This window comes from Kitasatospora purpeofusca, assembly GCF_034043715.1.
In the GTDB taxonomy this organism is placed as follows: domain Bacteria; phylum Actinomycetota; class Actinomycetes; order Streptomycetales; family Streptomycetaceae; genus Kitasatospora; species Kitasatospora purpeofusca_A.
On sequence record NZ_JAXCLC010000022.1, the window covers coordinates 14,950 to 31,086 of the forward strand.

Here is a 16,137-nt window from a genome sequence, read left to right on the forward strand (position 1 = left end):
CGGAACGCGGGGTCAGAGCCGCCGCAGCAGCACGCCCGGCTGCTCGACACAGTCCGCGACGAACCGCAGGAACCCGCCCGCGGTACCGCCGTCGCAGACCCGGTGGTCGAAGGTGAACGACAGCTGGGTCACCTCGCGCACCGCCAACTCACCCTGGTGGACCCAGGGTTTGGCGACGATCCGGCCCACCCCGAGCATCGCCGCCTCCGGGTGGTTGAGGATCGGGGTGGAACCGTCCACTCCGAACACGCCGTAGTTGTTCAGGGTGAACGTGCCGCCGGTCAGTTCGGCCGGAGCGATCGAACCGGTCCGCGCCGCCTCGGTCAACCGGCCCAGCTCCTCGCTGAGTTGCTCGGTGGTGAGGCGCTGCGCGTCCCGCACCACCGGGACGACGAGGCCGCGCTCGCCCTGCGCCGCGAAGCCCAGGTGCACCGCCGAGTGCCGCAGGATCCCCGAACCGTCGGCGGTCACACTGGAGTTGAGATCGGGGAAGCGCTCCAGGCCGACCGCGCAGATCCGGGCGAGCAGTGCCAGCACGCTCACCTTCGGCCCCGGCACGGCGTTCAACTGCCGCCGCAGCGCCATCAGTTCGGTGGCATCGGCGTCCACCCAGCAGGTCGCGGCGGGGATCTCCCGGTGGCTGCGGCCGAGCTTCTCGGCCACCGCCTTGCGCAGCCCGCGCAGCGGGACGACGGACCCGGCTCCGGAGGACGCCGCCCCCGCCGGACCCGCCTTCGCGGCAGTCACAGCGCTCGGGGCACTCGGGGCACTCGAAGCAGCGGGCGCGACGGCGACCTTGGCGGCGACCGCCCGTTCGACGTCCGCCCGCATGATCAGACCGTCCGGCCCGCTGCCGGCGACCGCCGCCAGCTCGACGCCCTGCTCCCGCGCCAGCCGCCGCACCAGCGGCGAGATCACCGCGACCACCGGCACCGCCGCGGCCACCGGGGCCGAAGGAGCCACCGGCGCCGGAGCAGCCGGCGCAGCCACAGAAGCCACCGCAGCCGAAGCAGCCGAAGCACCCGTGGCCCGGCCGGCCGCGGTCGCCGCGCCGCCCCCGACCCGGCGCCGCCGTCCGCCCCGGTCCGGCTCGGCGACCCCGTACCCGACCAGCGGCCGTTCCACCTCCGCCGCCCGCTCCACCGCGCGCTCCACCGCCGGCACCGCCGCCAACGGCGGCTCGCCCTCGCCCGGCGACACCGCGACCGTCACCAGCGGCGCGCCGACCAGGACCTCCTCGCCGACCGCGCCGAACAGCGCGGTCACCACCCCGCCATAGGGACAGGGCACCTCGACCACCGCCTTGGCGGTCTCCACCTCCACCACCGGCTGGTCGATCGCGATCACCTCGCCGACCTCGACCAGCCAGCGCACGACCTCCGCCTCGGTGAGCCCCTCACCGAGGTCGGGCAGGGTGAACTCGCGCACGACGGGCATCATCCTCGGTCCTCCCACTGCAGCCGGGCGACCGCGTCCAGGATCCGGTCCACCCCGGGCAGGTGGTGGTGCTCCAGCATCGGCGGCGGGTACGGGATGTCGAAGCCGGTGACCCGCAGCACGGGCGCCGCCAGGTGGTGGAAGCAGCGCTCGGTGACCCGGGCGGCGATCTCCGCGCCGGTGCCGCCGAAGCCGCCCGCCTCGTGCACCACCACGGCCCGGCCCAGCGAGCGCACCACCCGGCAGACCGTCTCGTCGTCGAACGGCACCAGGGTGCGCAGGTCCAGCACCGCGAGGTCCCAGCCCTCGGCCTTCGCCACCTCGGCCGCCTCGAGGCAGACCGGCAGCGAGGGGCCGTAGGTGATCAGCACCGCGGAGGCGCCGGTCCGGCGCAGCACGGCCCGCCCGATCGGCTCGACCGGGGCGGTGGGGTCGAAGCCGTCCTTCCCCCAGTACATCCGCTTGGGTTCCAGGAAGACCACCGGGTCGTCCGAGGCGATCGAGGCCCGCAGCAGCCCGTACGCGTCGGCCACGGTGGCGGGCGTGACCACGTGCAGGCCGGGGGTGGAGGCGTAGTACGCCTCGGAGGCGTCGCTGTGGTGCTCGACGCCGCCGATGCCGCCGCCGTAGGGGATCCGGACGGTGATCGGCATGGGCAGCCGGCCGGCGGTGCGGTTGCGCATCTTGGCGACGTGCGAGAACAGTTGCTCCAGCGCCGGGTAGGCGAAGGCGTCGAACTGCATCTCGACCACCGGCCGCAGCCCGTACATGGCCATGCCGACGGCGGTGCCGAGGATGCCCGCCTCGGCCAGCGGGGTGTCCAGGCAGCGGTCGGGACCGAACTCGGCGGTCAGTCCGTCGGTGATCCGGAAGACGCCGCCGAGCGCGCCGACGTCCTCGCCGAGCATGTGCACCGTCGGGTCCTCGCGCATGGCGTCGCGCAGCGCCGTGTTGAGCGCCTGCGCCATGCTGGCGGTGCGGGCGGGGGCGGGGGAGACAGCGGTCGTCATCAGGGCTGCACCTCGGCCTCGGCGGCCAGTTCCTCGGCCAGTTGCGCCGCCTGCTCGCGCAGTTGCGGGGTCGGCTCGGCGTACACGTGGGCGAACAGGGACATCGGGTCGAGCTCGGGTTCGGCGTGGAACTCGGCGCGCATCCGGGCCGCGAGTGCCTCGGCCTCCTCGGCCGCGTCCCGGACCAGGTCGTCGTCCAGCACCCGGAGTTCGCGCAGCGCGCGCTCCATCAGCAGGATCGGGTCGTGCTCCCGCCAGGCCGCGACCTCCGTCTCGGTGCGGTAGCGGGTGGCGTCGTCGGCGTTGGTGTGCGCCTCGACCCGGTAGGTGAGCGCCTCGACGAGGGTCGGGCCGCCGCCGGTGCGGGCCCGCTCGACCGCCTCGGCCAGCACTCCGTGCACGGCGGGCGCGTCGTTGCCGTCGACCAGCCGGCCGGGCATCCCGTAGCCGACGGCCTTGTGGGCCAGGGTGGGGGCGGCGGACTGCGCGCTGAGCGGGACGGAGATCGCGTACCCGTTGTTCTGGACCAGGAACACGACCGGGGCCCGGAGCACGGCGGCGAAGTTCAGTGCCTCGTGGAAGTCGCCCTCGCTGGTGCCGCCGTCGCCGAGCATGGCCAGCGCGACCGCCGGCTCACCGCTCAGCCGGGCGGCGTGCGCGAGCCCGACCGCGTGCGGGCCCTGGGTGCCCAGCGGGGTGCAGAGCGGCGCGGTCCTGGTGGCCCTGGGGTCGTAGCCGGTGTGGGCGTTGCCGCGGAGCAGGGTGAGGGCCTCCAGCGGGTCCACGCCGCGGGAGACGACGGCCAGGGTGTCGCGGTAGCTGGGGAAGAGCCAGTCGCGCTCCTCGAGCACGAGCGCGGCGGCGACCTGGCAGGCCTCCTGCCCGGTCGAGGCGGGGTAGACGGCGAGCCGGCCCTGCTTGGTGAGGGTGGTGGCCTGCTGGTTGTAGCGGCGGCCGACCACCAGGCGGCGGTACAGCTCGCGGAGCAGCACGGGGTCGTACTTCTCCAGCGCGGGAGTACCGAGGACGCGGACCGGAGCGGGGTCCGGGAGCAGCGGGGCCGGGTCGGTGCGGGGGGCGGTGGCCCCGGGCAGCCAACCGGGCACGGCCGTGTGGTGTCTGTGGTCGAGAACGGTCATCTCGGGGCACCTCCAGGGGTGGCGGGGGCTCCCTACCGATTGTTCGGTCGTCTGTTCATCTTGACCAGAAGCGTGCGAAGGTGGTGGACAATCGGTCCGGGTGGCGGTCGACTGGTGGCATTGCGTCCAATCGTGGGGGGTGGGGGGTCATGTCGGCTGAACAGATGTCCAGGCTCGACCGGGTCGACCGGGCGATCCTGCGGCTGCTGCAGCAGGACGGCCGCGCCTCCATCCGCTCGGTGGCCGAGCGGGTGCACGTGTCCCGGGCGAACGCGTACGCCCGGGTCTCCAGGATGGTCGAGGACGGCGTGATTCGCGGCTTCACCGCCCGGGTGGACCACGAACGGGCAGGTCAGGGGGCTTCCGCCTACATCACCCTGAAGATCGTGCAGAACTCCTGGCGGACGGTGCGGGAGCAGTTGCTGGCCCTGCCGGGGGTCGCGCACATCGCACTGGTCGGCGGGGACTTCGACGTCCTGCTGCTGGTGCACACGGCCGACAACCACGCGCTGCGGGAGCTCGTGCTCAACCGCATCCAGTCGATCCCCCAGGTGCTCGGCACCCGCACCATGCTGGTCTTCGAGGAGACCGACCAGGTCCCGCCGGACTGACGGCGGACTTCCGGCGACCTGACTGCGGACTGCCGGCGACCTGCCGCGGACGGGCTCCCGCAGACCCCCGCTCCGCTCCGCCCCCGTCCCGCTCCGTCCCGCCCCGGGGACCGCCCTACCGCGCCCGGAGGCCGTCGAAGGCCAGGTGGACCACCGCGTCGGCGACGCCGTCGGCGGCCTTGAGGCCCGGCCGGTACCACTCCACGATCGAGTTGATCATGCCGAAGAGCAGCCGGGTGGCGAGCCGCGGCTCGACGTCCGCCCGCAGCGCGCCGTCCGCGACGGCGGCCCGCAGCAGCTCGGCCACCTGGTGGTCGAAGTCCCGGCGGCGCTCCAGCGCCCACTGTTCGGTGGCCGTGTTGCCGCGCACCCGCAGCAGCAGGGTGACGTAGGGCAGTTCCGCGAGCAGCACCTCGGCGGTCCGCCGCACCACGTGCTCCAGCCGCTCCACCGCGGGCCCCTCGACCGCGCCCGGCTCGGCCAGGATCCCGAACAGACCGTCCAGCGCCCGCCCGACGGCCAGCCGGAGCAGCTCCTCCTTGCCGCGCACATGGTGGTAGATCGAGGACTTGGAGATCCCGGCCGCGCGCGACAGGTCCTCCATCGAGGTGCCGTCGTACCCGCGCTCGTTGAACACGTCGACGGTCACCGCGAGCAGGGACTCCACGGTGTAGGCGGTGCGCGGGGTGTGATCGGCCATTCCCCGAGTATCCCCGCCCGCCCCGGCCCGGCCGCGCCCGGGTGCCCGCTCCGCCCCGGCCGCCCCGGCCGCCGCCCGCCGGTCCGACGCGATCCGAAGGGCACGCCCTAGACTCGGCGGACGATCCGTCCATGGCCGAGCAGGTGGGGAAGTCGCATGAGCGCAATACCGGCAGTCGAATCCGATCTGCCCGAACAGCGCAGCGGCGTCACCACCGCGGAGCCGGCCGTCGACTGGCGTGACCGCGCCCGGGACCTCGCCCTGCGCTTCGGCCCGGCCGTGTGGTGCTACGCCGTCCTGAAGCTGGTCGGCTTCACCGTCTTCATGAAGCTGCTCTCCTTCTCCGGGGACTACCTGGAGAAGCACCCCCGTTTCGGCGGCGGCGCCAACCCCTGGGACGTGCTGGCCAGCTGGGACGGCTGGTGGTACCAGCAGGTCGCCCAGTTCGGCTACCACCCGGCGCTGGTGGCCGTCCCGAACGGCGTCCCCGGCTTCACCGTCGAGCAGAACTCGGCAGCCTTCTTCCCGCTCTACCCGGGCCTGATGCGGTTGCTCTCCGAGGTGAGCCCGTTCGGCCTGTACGGCGCCGGGATGATCGTCTCGGTGGTCGCCTCGCTGTTCGCCGCGGCCGGCATCTACGCCGTGGTGGACCGGATGGCCGGCCCCCGCGCCGGCGTGGTCGCGGCCGGCCTGTGGGCGATCGCCCCGGGCTCGGGCGCCGAGTGGGCGATCTACTCGGACTCGCTGTTCATCGCGCTGGCCGCCTGGTCCTGCTACTGCGTGATGACCAAGCAGTGGGTGGCGGCCGGGGTGCTCACCCTGGTCGCGGGCCTCAACCGGCCCACCGCGGCGGCCCTGATCGGCGCGGTCGGCCTGGCCGCCCTGGTGGAGCTGTACCGGCGGGAGAGCGGGGTGGCGCGTCCGCTGACCGCGATGCTGCTGGCCCCGGTCGGACTGCTCGGCTACGTCGGCTGGGTGGGCTGGCGGATGGGCGAGTGGGGCGGCTACTTCACCCTCCAGCACGACGCCTGGCTGCACTACTTCGACTGGGGCCAGGGCACCTGGGCCGCGATCCGCGGCGTGCTGCTGGGCCGCAACGACTACCCCTTCGCCTACCACACGGCCGACATGCTGGCGACGCTGATCGTGCTGAGCCTGCCGGTGCTGATCGTGCTGCTGGTCCGGCTGCGCCCGCCGCTGGTGCTGACCGCGTACACCCTGGCCACCATCGTCTCGGTGCTCGGCAGCCTGGGCATTTTCGGCAACACCTCGCGCTATCTGCTGCCGGCCTTCCCGCTGCTGATCGCGCTCGCGGTGGCGATGCGGAAGCTGAGCTGGCCGGTGCTGGCGGCGGTGCTCGGCGCCGGGGCGGTCGCCTCCGGCTGGTACGGCGGGTACGTGATCTTCGAGCTGGGCATCCCGTAACCCCTCCGGTTCTCCGGGCCCCGGGGGCGCGTCCGCATCGGACGCGCCCCCGGCGTTTTCGCCCGCCCCCGGTGCGCTCCGGCACTCCGGTCCCGTTCGCCCTCTTGAGCCGACCGATCGTTCGGTTACTCTGTGACGTGTCCCGTCCTCCCCTCTGAGGAGCGCACACCATGTCCGCAGCGGTCACCCACCCCCTCGTCGCCGAACTCGTCGAACGCCACCGGGCCACCCTGGCGGCCGCCGTCGACGCCGCCGCCAAGCGCGACTACTGGTCGCCCTACCCCGAGTTCCCGAAGGCCTACGGCGAGAGCGCCGCCGCGGACGGCCGGGCCGCCTTCGAGGCCCTGCTGAACCTGCCGTTCGAACTGCCCGGCCACCCCTCCGACGGCGACCCGGTGGGCGGCGAGGTCTCCCCGTACGGCCTCGAACTGGGCATCGGCTACCCGCACGCCGGGCCGGACGCCCTGATCGCCGCGCTGTCCGCCGCCCGCCCCGCCTGGGCCGCCGCCGGACCGCTCACCCGCGCCGCGGTCTGCCTGGAGATCCTGGCCCGGATCAACGCCCGCTCGCACGAGTTCGCCAACGCGGTCATGCACACCACCGGCCAGGCCTACGCGATGGCCTTCCAGGCCGGCGGCCCGCACGCCCAGGACCGCGGCCTGGAGGCCGTCGCCTACGCGTACGCCGAGCAGACCCGGCTGCCGGAGAGCGCCGGCTGGACCAAGCCGCAGGGCAAGCGGGACCCGCTGGTGATGACCAAGGAGTTCACCGCCGTCCCGCGCGGCCTGGCGCTGCTGATCGGCTGCAACACCTTCCCGACCTGGAACGGCTTCCCCGGCCTGTTCGCCTCGCTGGCCACCGGCAACCCGGTGCTGGTCAAGCCGCACCCGCGGGCCGTGCTGCCGCTGGCGCTCACCGTCCGGATCGCCCGCGAGGTACTGGCCGAGGCCGGCTTCGCCGCCGACGTGGTCTGCCTGGCCGCCGAGCACGAGGGCGGCACGGTGGCCCGGACCCTGGCCGTCCGCCCCGAGATCAGGCTGATCGACTACACCGGCTCCACCGCCTTCGGCGACTGGCTGGAGCAGCACGCCGAGCAGGCCGAGGTCTACACCGAGAAGGCCGGCGTCAACAGCGTCGTCGTCGACTCCACCGGCGACTACAAGGGCATGCTGAACAACCTGGCCTTCTCGCTCTCGCTGTACAGCGGCCAGATGTGCACCACCCCGCAGAACCTGCTGATCCCGCGCACCGGCATCGACACCGACCAGGGCGCCAAGTCCTACGACGAGGTGGTCCGCGACCTCGCCGCCGCCATCGAGGGCCTGCTCTCCGACGACGCCCGCGCCGCGGCCGTCCTCGGCGCCGTGGTCAACCCCGGCGTGCTGCGGCGCTCGGCCGCCGCGGCCGGCGGCGAGTACGGCGAACTCGCCCTCGCCCCCCGGGCCGTGGAGCACCCGGAGTTCCCGGGCGCGACCGTCCGCACCCCGGCGCTGGTCAAGCTGGACGCCGACAAGCCGGACGACCGCGCGGTCTTCCGCGGCGAGTGCTTCGGCCCGGTCTCCTTCGCCGTCGCGGTCGAGAACACCGCCGCCGCCGTCGAGCTGCTGCGCGACACCGTCCGCACCCAGGGCGCGATGACCGCCGCCGCCTACACCACCTCCGCCGAGGTCGAGGCCGCCCTGGTCGAGGCCGCCCTCGACGCCGGCGTCTCGCTCTCCCTCAACCTCACCGGCGGGGTGTACGCCAACCAGACCGCCGCCTTCTCCGACCTGCACGGCACCGGCGCCAACCCGGCCGCCAACTCCGCCTACTGCGACGGCGCCTTCGTCGCCAACCGGTTCCGCACCGTGGAGATCCGTCGCCACAGCTGAGCCGCCACGACCGAGCCGGTGCCACCCTCCGGTGACCCCGTGCCTCCGGTCCCCGGCCACGCGCCGGGGACCGGAGATTCACAACGCCACTCCCGGGAAGCGATGATGGGGGCCGGGGAAACGCCACACACGGCGTCCAGCCGCTGTTCGAGCACCGGGAGCTGACACATGACCGAGAAGCAGACCGTCACCGACGTCATCGTGGTCGGCGCGGGGCCGACCGGCCTGCTGCTGGCCGGCGACCTCGCCGCGGCCGGCCTGGACGTCACCGTGCTGGAGAAGCGCGCCACCGAGTCCGGCCTCACCCGGGCCTTCGCCGTGCACGCCCGCACCCTCGAACTCCTCGACGCCCGCGGCCTCGCCGACGAACTCATCGCCACCGGCCGCCCGGTCGAGGCGCTGAAAGCCTTCAACCGGGTCCGGATCGACCTCGGCCACCTGCCGACCCGCTTCCCGTTCGTCCTGCTGACGCCGCAGTACCACACCGAACGACTGCTCCACGACCGGGCGGTGAAGGCCGGCGCGACCGTCCTGCGCGGCGCCGAGGTGACCGGCCTGCGGCAGGACCCCGAGGGCGTCACCGTCGAAACGACGCACGAGGGCGCCACCACCACCCACCGGGCCCGCTACGCGGTCGGCGCCGACGGCGTCCACTCCACCGTCCGCGACCTGCTCGGACTGCCCTTCCCCGGCGAGTCCGTGGTCGACTCGGTACTGCTCGCCGACGTCCGCCTGGAGCGCGAACCCGAGGACGGCATCGCCGCCGGCGCCGACGAGAACTGCTTCGCGCTGCTGGTGCCGTTCGGCGACGGCTGGTACCGCGTGCTCGCCCGGGACCGCGCCGAGCAGGTCCCGGACGGCACCGCGCCCGGCGCCGAGCTGCTCGCCGACATCACCCGCCGCGCCCTCGGCGAGGACTACGGACTGCACGACGTCCGCTGGAGCTCCACCTTCCACAGCGACGAGCGGCAGGTCCCCGACTACCGCTCCGGCCGGGTGTTCCTGGCCGGCGACGCGGCCCACTGCCACTCCCCGGCCGGCGGCCTGGGCATGAACACCGGCCTCCAGGACGCCGCCAACCTCTCCTGGAAGCTCGTCGCCGTCCTGCGCGACGGGGCCGCCGACACCCTGCTCGACAGCTACCAGACCGAGCGGCACCCCGTCGGCCGGGCGGCCCTGCGCGCCTCCGGCGCGATGATCCGGGTCGCGCTCGCCCAGTCCGCCGCCACCCGGGCACTGCGCGGGGCACTGGTCCAGGTGGCCGGGCGGGTCGACGCCGTGGTGGACCGGGGCGCCCGCACCGTCTCCGGCCTCGGCATCGCCTACCCCGCACCCAAGGACGCCCACCCGCAGGTCGGCAAGCGGGTCCCCGACCTGCGGCTGACCGGTCTCGAGCCGCCCCGCGAGGACGGGCCGGCCGCCCCGCAGCGGCTCTACGAGGCACTGCGGGCCGGAAGGTTCGTCCTGGTCAGCAATGACGAGATGGCGGCTGCCGAGCCGTGGCGGGAGCGCCTGGTCACGGTCGCCCCGGCCGACCCGCACGGCAAGCTGCGCGACACCGTGCTGCTGATCCGCCCGGACGGCTACACCGCCTGGGGCGCCGTCGACCCGGGCGCCGGCGAGCTGCGCGCCGCCCTCACCGAATGGCTCGGCGAGGCCTGACCCGCCCGCCCGGCCCGGGGGAGCGGCACGCCCTCCCGGGCCCGGGCGCCGGGCTCGGGCCGGCTACGCCCTGAGCATGAGCAGGGGGCTACGGCCGCGCCTTCTCGTAGTGCCGGGCCGCCTTGGCCCGGTTCCCGCACACGGACATCCGGCACCAGCGGCGCCGGCCGTTCTGCGAGGTGTCGAAGAAGTGCAGGATGCACGCCTCGTGCGCGCACTTCTTGATCCGCCCCGGCCCCTGCGCCAGCAGCCCCAGGAAGTCGTCCACCACCAGCCAGGCGGCCAGCCACCGCGGCTCGTCCACCTCGACCCGGTCCACCGGCCCGGCCGCCGAGGCCTCCCGCCGCACCCGCCCGTGCCGCAGGACCGCGTCCAGCCCGGCCAGCGCACCGGCCCCGGGCAGCCCGCCCGCGTCCAGCTCCCGGACGGCCGCCGAGACCGCCTCCCGGGCCTCCCGCAGGGCGTCGAGCCCGGCGCCGTCCGCCGGGCAGCGCCCGGCCAGCCCGGCGGTGGAGAGCCAGATCGCGTGGCCGTCCGGCTCGGCGAGCAGATCGTTCACCGGCTCACCGGCCCACCGCGTGTTCAGCAGGTCGAGCGCGAGCGGCTCGCCGAGCAGCGGGCGCGGGTCCCGCGGGTCTGCTGTCCGCTCGGTCATCGCGGCTCCCTCGTTCTCGGCCGGTCCCTCGTTCTCCGCCGGTCCTCGTTCCAGGCCGGTCCTCGCTCCAGGCCGGTTCCCGAGTCTACGTCGGGCCCCCGTCCCGGGACCCCTGGCCGGAACCTGCCGCCACCGGTCCGGAACGCACCACCCGGCCGGGAGAAGGCCCGTGTGTTTCCGCACTGTTCCAAGATCCCTAACCCTGCGGCCGACCGCCCGTGACCACTGTCATACGCACGACTGATGACGTAGCCTCTCGACCGTGCATAGGGTTCCCCACAGCTCGGCGAGGCCGTTGACGGCGCGTTCCGGCGCCGTTCCGGGTCTGCCGCACCCGCTCGGTGGGGAAGGTAACCACATGGCCTCACAGCATCCCCAGGACGCCCGACTCAGACTGGTCGGGCCGCGCCCTGACGCGGTCGCGCCCGCACCCCGGCCGCCCGTGCCCCCGCTGTCGCCCGCGCCGACCCCGGGGCGTCCCAGCCCGACCGGCGGCTTCGCCGACACCCTGCACGTGGCGATCGAGGCCAGCGGCCTCAGTCTGGACCGGATCCGCGCCGCCCTGGCCCAACGCGGCGTCAGGGTCAGTGTCACGACGCTGAGTTACTGGCGGCGCGGCCGCAGCCAGCCCGAGCGGGCCAGCTCGCTGCGCGCCGTCCACCTGCTGGAGGAACTCCTCGGTCTGCCGCACTCCACCCTGTCCGCGCTGCTCGGCCCGCCGCGCCCGCGCGGCCGCTGGGCGGCCACCGCGGGCGCCAGCCACCTGCGGCTCGAGGACGTCTGGCCGGGCGAGCAGCAGATCGCCGACGTCTTCGCCGAACTGGACGCGCCACCGACCGGCGAGCTGGAGCGGCTCTCCGTCCACGACTCGTACTTCGTGGACGCCGACCGGCGCGGCAACCTGCTGCGGATGCGCCAGGTGGTCCGCGCCACGGTGTCCGGGGTGACCCGCTGCCTGGTGGTGCACAAGGCCGACGAGGAGGCGACCGGCTGCCCGGAGATCACCGGCGTCCGGCACGGCCGGCTCGGCCGGGTGCGCCGCCGTCCGGACACCGGTCTGATCGTCGGCGAGGTGATGCTGGACCGCCCGCTGGGCCTCGGCGACAGCACGGTCTTCGAGTACGAGGTCGAGATCCCCTCCGGCGGCGCCGAGACGACGGAGTACAGCCGCCGCTTCGCCACGCCGGTGCGCGAGTACGTGCTCCAGGTCCACTTCGACCCGGCGACCGTGCCGGTGCACTGCGAGCGCTACGACCGCGACCCGGGCGCGGACGTCGACCGCCGCCGCGAGCAGCTCTGGATCGGCGCCTCCGCCAGCGCCCAGGTGCTCGCCCCCGACCAGCAGCCGGGCCACATCGGCGCCCGGTGGGAGTGGGAGTAGCCGCACCCGCCCCGGCGCCCTCTTCGCGCCCGCTCCTCGGCAGTCCGCACCCTCAAACTTGTCATGGTACAGCCATGCCCCGAATTTCTAACCGTTGAAACCGCCAGTACTGGTTGACCCTTCTCAAGGCTAACCACTATCGTCGTTAGCAACGGTTAGACAGCGGCGCCCCCGGGCGCCCTGACCACGGGAGTGATCAGGTATGTCCGGCACCACCAGCAGCACCCTGCAGACCGGCCACGTGGGCCTGAACGTCACCGACCTCGCGCGCTCCACCGACTTCTACCGGCGCGTCCTCGGGCTGGAGCTGGTCGCGGAGGGCACCGACCCCGAGCACCGCTACGCCTTCCTCGGCCGCGACGGCCGCCCGGTGCTCACGCTCTGGCAGCAGAGCGAGGGCGCCTTCGCCACCGCCGCCCCCGGCCTGCACCACCTCTCCTTCCAGGTCGACTCGCTCGACGAGGTCCGCGCCGCCGAGTCCCTGCTGCGCGAGCTGGGCGCCACCTTCGCCTACGACGGCGTCGTCCCGCACCGTGAGGGCGCCGCCTCCGGCGGGATCTTCTTCACCGACCCCGACGGCATCCGGCTGGAGATCTACACCCCGGCGGGCGTCGACGAGACCGGCGCCGAGGCCCCCACCGCCTCGGCCCCGACCTGCGGCTTCTTCTAGGAACACTTGGCGGAGCCGCAACTGGGGGCTCCACGAAGTGGGGCTCTACGAAGTGGGGCTCTGCGAACAGCGCCAGAACATCCCGCCCGGCCCGAGGGAGGCACCTGCCATGACCGCCACCGGCACCCCCTACCACCCCGGCGAACGGGCCGTTCAGGCCCGGGCCGGCCGCACCGACCGGGCCGACCACTCCGGGCGCGCCGTCGGCAGTACCGTCCCCGCCGTGGCCGCCCGCTTCCTGACCGAGCGGCGGATGCTGGTGGTCGGGGCGGCCGACGGCGACGGCCGGCTCTGGGCCACCCAGCTCAGCGGACCGGCCGGCTTCCTGCGGGCGCCCGACGAGCGGACGGTGACGGTGGCCGCGCACCCGGCCGAGGCCGACCCGCTGGCCGCCGCCCTGGCCCGCCCCGCCGAGGTCGGCACGGTGGCCCTGGACCCGGCCGCCCGGCGCCGGATGCGGGTCAACGGCCGCTCCGCACCGGACGGCCGGGGCGGCCTGGTGATCACCGCCGAGCAGGTCTACGCCAACTGCCCGAAGTACATCCAGCGCCGCCACCCGGTGGACCGCCCCGGGGCCGGGGCCCCGCGCCGGGTGGCGGCCGGCCCGCTGCTGAGCACCGCCCAGCAGCTGCTGCTGAGCACCGCCGACACCTTCTTCGTCGCCACCGCCGGCCCGGACGGCCGGACGGACGCCTCGCACCGCGGCGGCAACCCCGGCTTCCTGCGGGTCCTCGGCCCGGACCGGCTGCGCTGGCCCGACTACGCGGGCAACAACATGTTCATGACCCTCGGCAACCTCGAGTTCGACCCGCGGGCCGGACTGCTCGTCCCCGACTGGGAGACCGGCGGCGCGCTGCTGGTCACCGGCGAGGCCAGGACCGACTGGTCCGACCCGGCCGCCGCCGGCCTCCCGGGAGCCGAACGGGTGGTCGACCTGACCGTCACCGGCGTCGTCGAACTGGCCGACGCCACCCCGCTGGCCTGGACCGAACCCGAGTACTCGCCGGCCAACCCGCCCGCCTCCGCACGTCCCGTCAGCTGACGGCAAGGCAGTCCGCCGGACCGCCGGCACCGCCCCGGCGCCGACCGCCCACCCCTCCGCCGCGCCACGCCCGGGAACCGAAGCACCGTCACCCGCCCGGAGCAGCCCACCGCGCCGACCAGGTGTCCGCCTTGGGACTTTGGTCCGGATGACACCCGGTGTCGCCCTGGGAAGGAATGTGCTGTCGCGCCGTCAGCGGACCGACGGACACCCTCCCCCACCAGGAGAAGGAGGCGGAGCATGACGAGAACCGGCCGACCGGCCCCGTTGCTGCGGTTCGACGAGGTCGAACCGGACGACGACTGCATATGCGGGGGCTGCGCCGCCCGCCGCCGCGCCCGGCTGCACGCCGCACCGGTGCACGAGGGCGGCCACGCCGCGGCCCGCAGCGTCCGCCGCCGGGCCGCCGTCCTGATGGCCGCCGTCGGCACCGCACTGGGCGGCGGCGCGGCCGGCGCGGCCGGCGCGGCGCCCGTCCCGGCCCCGACCCCCGGCGGCCCGGCCGCCCCCCGCGTCGACACCCCGCAGGGCGAGGTCGGCGGCCTCTACGGCGAGAGCGCCACCGACGACCGGACCGCCGCCGCCCAGCCGGTCACCCGGGCCTCGATCATCGAGCGGGCGCAGCGCTGGGTCGACCAGAAGGTCCCGTACAGCATGAGCCGCTACTGGTCGGACGGGTACCGCCAGGACTGCTCCGGCTTCGTCTCGATGGCCTGGGGGCTCGGCAGCAGCCAGACCACCTGGACCCTGCCGGACTTCGCCGAGCGGATCACCAAGGCCGAGCTCCAGCCGGGTGACGTCCTGATCCACAACGACCCGGCCAGCCCCCGGAGCGGCTCGCACGTCACCGTCTTCGGCGGCTGGACGGACTCCGCCCGTACCCGCTACACGGCGTACGAGCAGACCTCCCCGGGCGCCACCAAGCGCGCGACCCCGTACGCCTACTGGTCCAACTCGGCCACCTACCTCCCGTACCGCTACAAGGCGCTCACCACCGGTGGGGGGAGCAGCGACGGCGCCGCGGCCACGGCCTTCCCGGGGGCCGACAAGTTCGGTCCGGGCGCGAACAACGCCTATGTGACCAGGCTGGGCGAGATGCTGGTGCGGCGGGGCGGCGGCCGGTTCTACACCGAGGGGCCGGGGCCGCGCTGGAGCGAGTCGGACCGGCGGGCCACCGAGGCGTTCCAGCTCGCGCAGGGCTGGCGCGGCGGCGAGGCGGACGGCCTCCCGGGCAAGGACACCTGGGACTACCTGGTCAACGGCAAGGGCCGGGACATCGACGGCGCCGCCCCGCTGCCCCCGGCTCCGTCCCCGCCGCCGGCCCCGGCCCCCGCCCCGTCCACGCCGCCAGGGCCCGGCGGTACCTCGCCGGCCTTCCCCGGCCCCGGCGCCTTCGGCCCGGGTGCGGTGGGCGGCCAGGTCGAGCAGCTCGGCGTTCGACTGGTCCTCAAGGGCTTCGGCGCCGCCTACGTGGAGGGCCCGGGCCCGCACTGGACGGATGCCGACCGGGGCAGCGTGCGGGCGTTCCAGGAGGCCATGGGCTGGAGCGGCGCCGAGGCCGACGGCTGTCCCGGGCCGGACACCTGGCGGCTGCTGTTCTCCTGACCCGGACCGACCGGCCACCGCCCCCAACACGGCGAGCGGCCCGGCCCGCCCGTCGACCACTCGGCCACCCGTCGACCACTCGGCCCACCCGTCGACCGGGTCAGACCGTGCCGCCGGGCGGTCGCCCCGACATCCAGTGGAAGAGCCCCATCGCCACGCTGGTCGCCAGGTTGAAGCTGGAGACCCCGGGCCGCATCGGCACCGCGACCAGCCGGTCGGCCCGCGCCCGCAGCTCCGCCGAGACGCCGTGCCGCTCGGTGCCGAAGGCGAGCACCGCGTCGTCCGGGAAGGCCGTCTCCCGGATGTCGGTGCCCTCGGGGTCCAGCACGTGGAGCGGACCGGCCGGCAGCTCCGGCAGGGTCAGCCGCTCGACGGCGGTGGCGAAGTGCAGGCCCGCGCTGCCGCGGAGGACGGCGGGGTGCCAGGGGTCCAGTTCGCCGGTGGTGACCACGCCGGCCGCACCGAAGCCGGCCGCCAGCCGGATCACGGCGCCTACGTTGCCCAGGTTGCGCGGGTTCTCCAGCAGCACGACGGGCGCCGGCCGGGGCCGGACGGCCAGGGCGGCGCGGTTGGCCTCGGCGGTCGGGCGCACGGCCAGGGCGACCACGCCGGTCGGGCTCAACCGGGGTGCGAGCGTGCGCAGCGCGGCCTCCGGGAGCTCGACGGCCAGGGCGTCCAGTGCCGGGGCGACGTCCGGGGCCAGTTCGGCGGCCAGTGCCAGCAGCGCGGCCCGGTCGGCGGTCAGCACCTGCCGGACGGCGCCGCCGAACCGCAGCGCGTGCTTCAGCGGGTGGAAGCCGTCCAGCAGGACCGCTCCCGGTTCCTCGGCGCAGGCCCGCCAGGCGCGCAGCAGTTCCTCGTTCATCCCACCCACTCTGCCATCCCCGCGGGGGCCGTCCCCTCCCGGCGGTCCCAGCCGGTCCCAACCG

Annotated in this window: 14 protein-coding genes; 8 read left to right on the forward strand and 6 right to left on the reverse strand. The window is 74.8% G+C overall.

Annotation, left to right across the window (positions count from 1 at the left end; all coding sequences use genetic code 11):
• Positions 1 to 12 precede the first annotated feature (12 nt).
• Genes SM793_RS13755 through pdhA form a run of 3 tightly spaced genes read right to left on the reverse strand, consistent with a single transcriptional unit; the run spans position 13 to position 3,586 of the window.
• Positions 13 to 1,437 carry a dihydrolipoamide acetyltransferase family protein gene (locus SM793_RS13755; protein WP_320438446.1) on the reverse strand — a complete coding sequence of 475 codons (1,425 nt, stop codon included), beginning with the start codon at positions 1,435 to 1,437 and terminating at the stop codon, positions 13 to 15.
• A complete protein-coding gene (locus tag SM793_RS13760) occupies positions 1,437 to 2,450 on the reverse strand; it encodes an alpha-ketoacid dehydrogenase subunit beta (protein ID WP_413815954.1) in 1,014 nt (337 codons plus the stop codon). The genes SM793_RS13755 and SM793_RS13760 overlap by 1 nt, the downstream gene beginning before the upstream one ends.
• The gene (gene pdhA, locus SM793_RS13765) at positions 2,447 to 3,586 is read right to left on the reverse strand and encodes a pyruvate dehydrogenase (acetyl-transferring) E1 component subunit alpha (protein ID WP_320438448.1); all 1,140 of its coding nucleotides are present in this window, start codon (positions 3,584 to 3,586) and stop codon (positions 2,447 to 2,449) included. Before pdhA ends, SM793_RS13760 begins: the two co-directional genes overlap by 4 nt.
• Before the next feature lie 149 nt (positions 3,587 to 3,735).
• Here pdhA and SM793_RS13770 point away from each other — a divergent pair, with 149 nt between their 5' ends.
• Positions 3,736 to 4,197 (forward strand): Lrp/AsnC family transcriptional regulator, encoded by a 462-nt coding sequence (locus tag SM793_RS13770; RefSeq protein WP_320438449.1) that lies wholly within the window; start codon positions 3,736 to 3,738, stop codon positions 4,195 to 4,197.
• 115 nt (positions 4,198 to 4,312) lie between these two features.
• Here SM793_RS13770 and SM793_RS13775 read toward each other — a convergent pair whose 3' ends face one another.
• Positions 4,313 to 4,897 (reverse strand): TetR/AcrR family transcriptional regulator, encoded by a 585-nt coding sequence (locus SM793_RS13775; protein ID WP_045938625.1) that lies wholly within the window; start codon positions 4,895 to 4,897, stop codon positions 4,313 to 4,315.
• Positions 4,898 to 5,053: 156 nt separating this feature from the next.
• Here SM793_RS13775 and SM793_RS13780 point away from each other — a divergent pair, with 156 nt between their 5' ends.
• From SM793_RS13780 to SM793_RS13790, 3 genes are all read left to right on the forward strand, one after another.
• Positions 5,054 to 6,322: a glycosyltransferase family 39 protein gene (locus SM793_RS13780; RefSeq protein ID WP_320438450.1), complete on the forward strand. Its 1,269-nt coding sequence runs from the start codon at positions 5,054 to 5,056 to the stop codon at positions 6,320 to 6,322.
• Positions 6,323 to 6,492: 170 nt separating this feature from the next.
• Positions 6,493 to 8,193 carry a phenylacetic acid degradation protein PaaN gene (paaN, locus tag SM793_RS13785; protein WP_320438451.1) on the forward strand — a complete coding sequence of 567 codons (1,701 nt, stop codon included), beginning with the start codon at positions 6,493 to 6,495 and terminating at the stop codon, positions 8,191 to 8,193.
• A gap of 168 nt (positions 8,194 to 8,361) precedes the next feature.
• Positions 8,362 to 9,855 (forward strand): FAD-dependent monooxygenase, encoded by a 1,494-nt coding sequence (locus SM793_RS13790; protein ID WP_320438452.1) that lies wholly within the window; start codon positions 8,362 to 8,364, stop codon positions 9,853 to 9,855.
• Between the two features lie 88 nt (positions 9,856 to 9,943).
• On the opposite strand, the gene SM793_RS13795 is transcribed toward SM793_RS13790, so the two are convergent.
• Entirely contained in the window at positions 9,944 to 10,510 is a 567-nt protein-coding gene (locus SM793_RS13795; protein WP_320438453.1) for a CGNR zinc finger domain-containing protein, read from the reverse strand.
• Between the two features lie 358 nt (positions 10,511 to 10,868).
• Here SM793_RS13795 and SM793_RS13800 point away from each other — a divergent pair, with 358 nt between their 5' ends.
• The 4 genes from SM793_RS13800 to SM793_RS13815 all read left to right on the forward strand — a co-directional run bounded on the left by SM793_RS13800 (position 10,869) and on the right by SM793_RS13815 (position 15,208).
• The gene (locus SM793_RS13800; RefSeq protein WP_320438454.1) at positions 10,869 to 11,891 is read left to right on the forward strand and encodes a hypothetical protein; all 1,023 of its coding nucleotides are present in this window, start codon (positions 10,869 to 10,871) and stop codon (positions 11,889 to 11,891) included.
• Between the two features lie 202 nt (positions 11,892 to 12,093).
• Entirely contained in the window at positions 12,094 to 12,561 is a 468-nt protein-coding gene (locus SM793_RS13805) for a VOC family protein (RefSeq protein WP_320438455.1), read from the forward strand.
• 109 nt (positions 12,562 to 12,670) lie between these two features.
• On the forward strand, positions 12,671 to 13,603 hold the full coding sequence (locus SM793_RS13810; protein ID WP_320438456.1) for a pyridoxamine 5'-phosphate oxidase family protein: 933 nt from the start codon (positions 12,671 to 12,673) through the stop codon (positions 13,601 to 13,603).
• A 240-nt stretch (positions 13,604 to 13,843) separates the two neighbouring features.
• On the forward strand, positions 13,844 to 15,208 hold the full coding sequence (locus SM793_RS13815) for a peptidoglycan-binding protein (RefSeq protein ID WP_320438457.1): 1,365 nt from the start codon (positions 13,844 to 13,846) through the stop codon (positions 15,206 to 15,208).
• A gap of 100 nt (positions 15,209 to 15,308) precedes the next feature.
• Here the strand turns inward: SM793_RS13815 and SM793_RS13820 are convergent, their stop codons facing one another.
• Positions 15,309 to 16,073 (reverse strand): TrmH family RNA methyltransferase, encoded by a 765-nt coding sequence (locus tag SM793_RS13820; RefSeq protein ID WP_320438458.1) that lies wholly within the window; start codon positions 16,071 to 16,073, stop codon positions 15,309 to 15,311.
• Between the last annotated feature and the right edge of the window lie 64 nt (positions 16,074 to 16,137).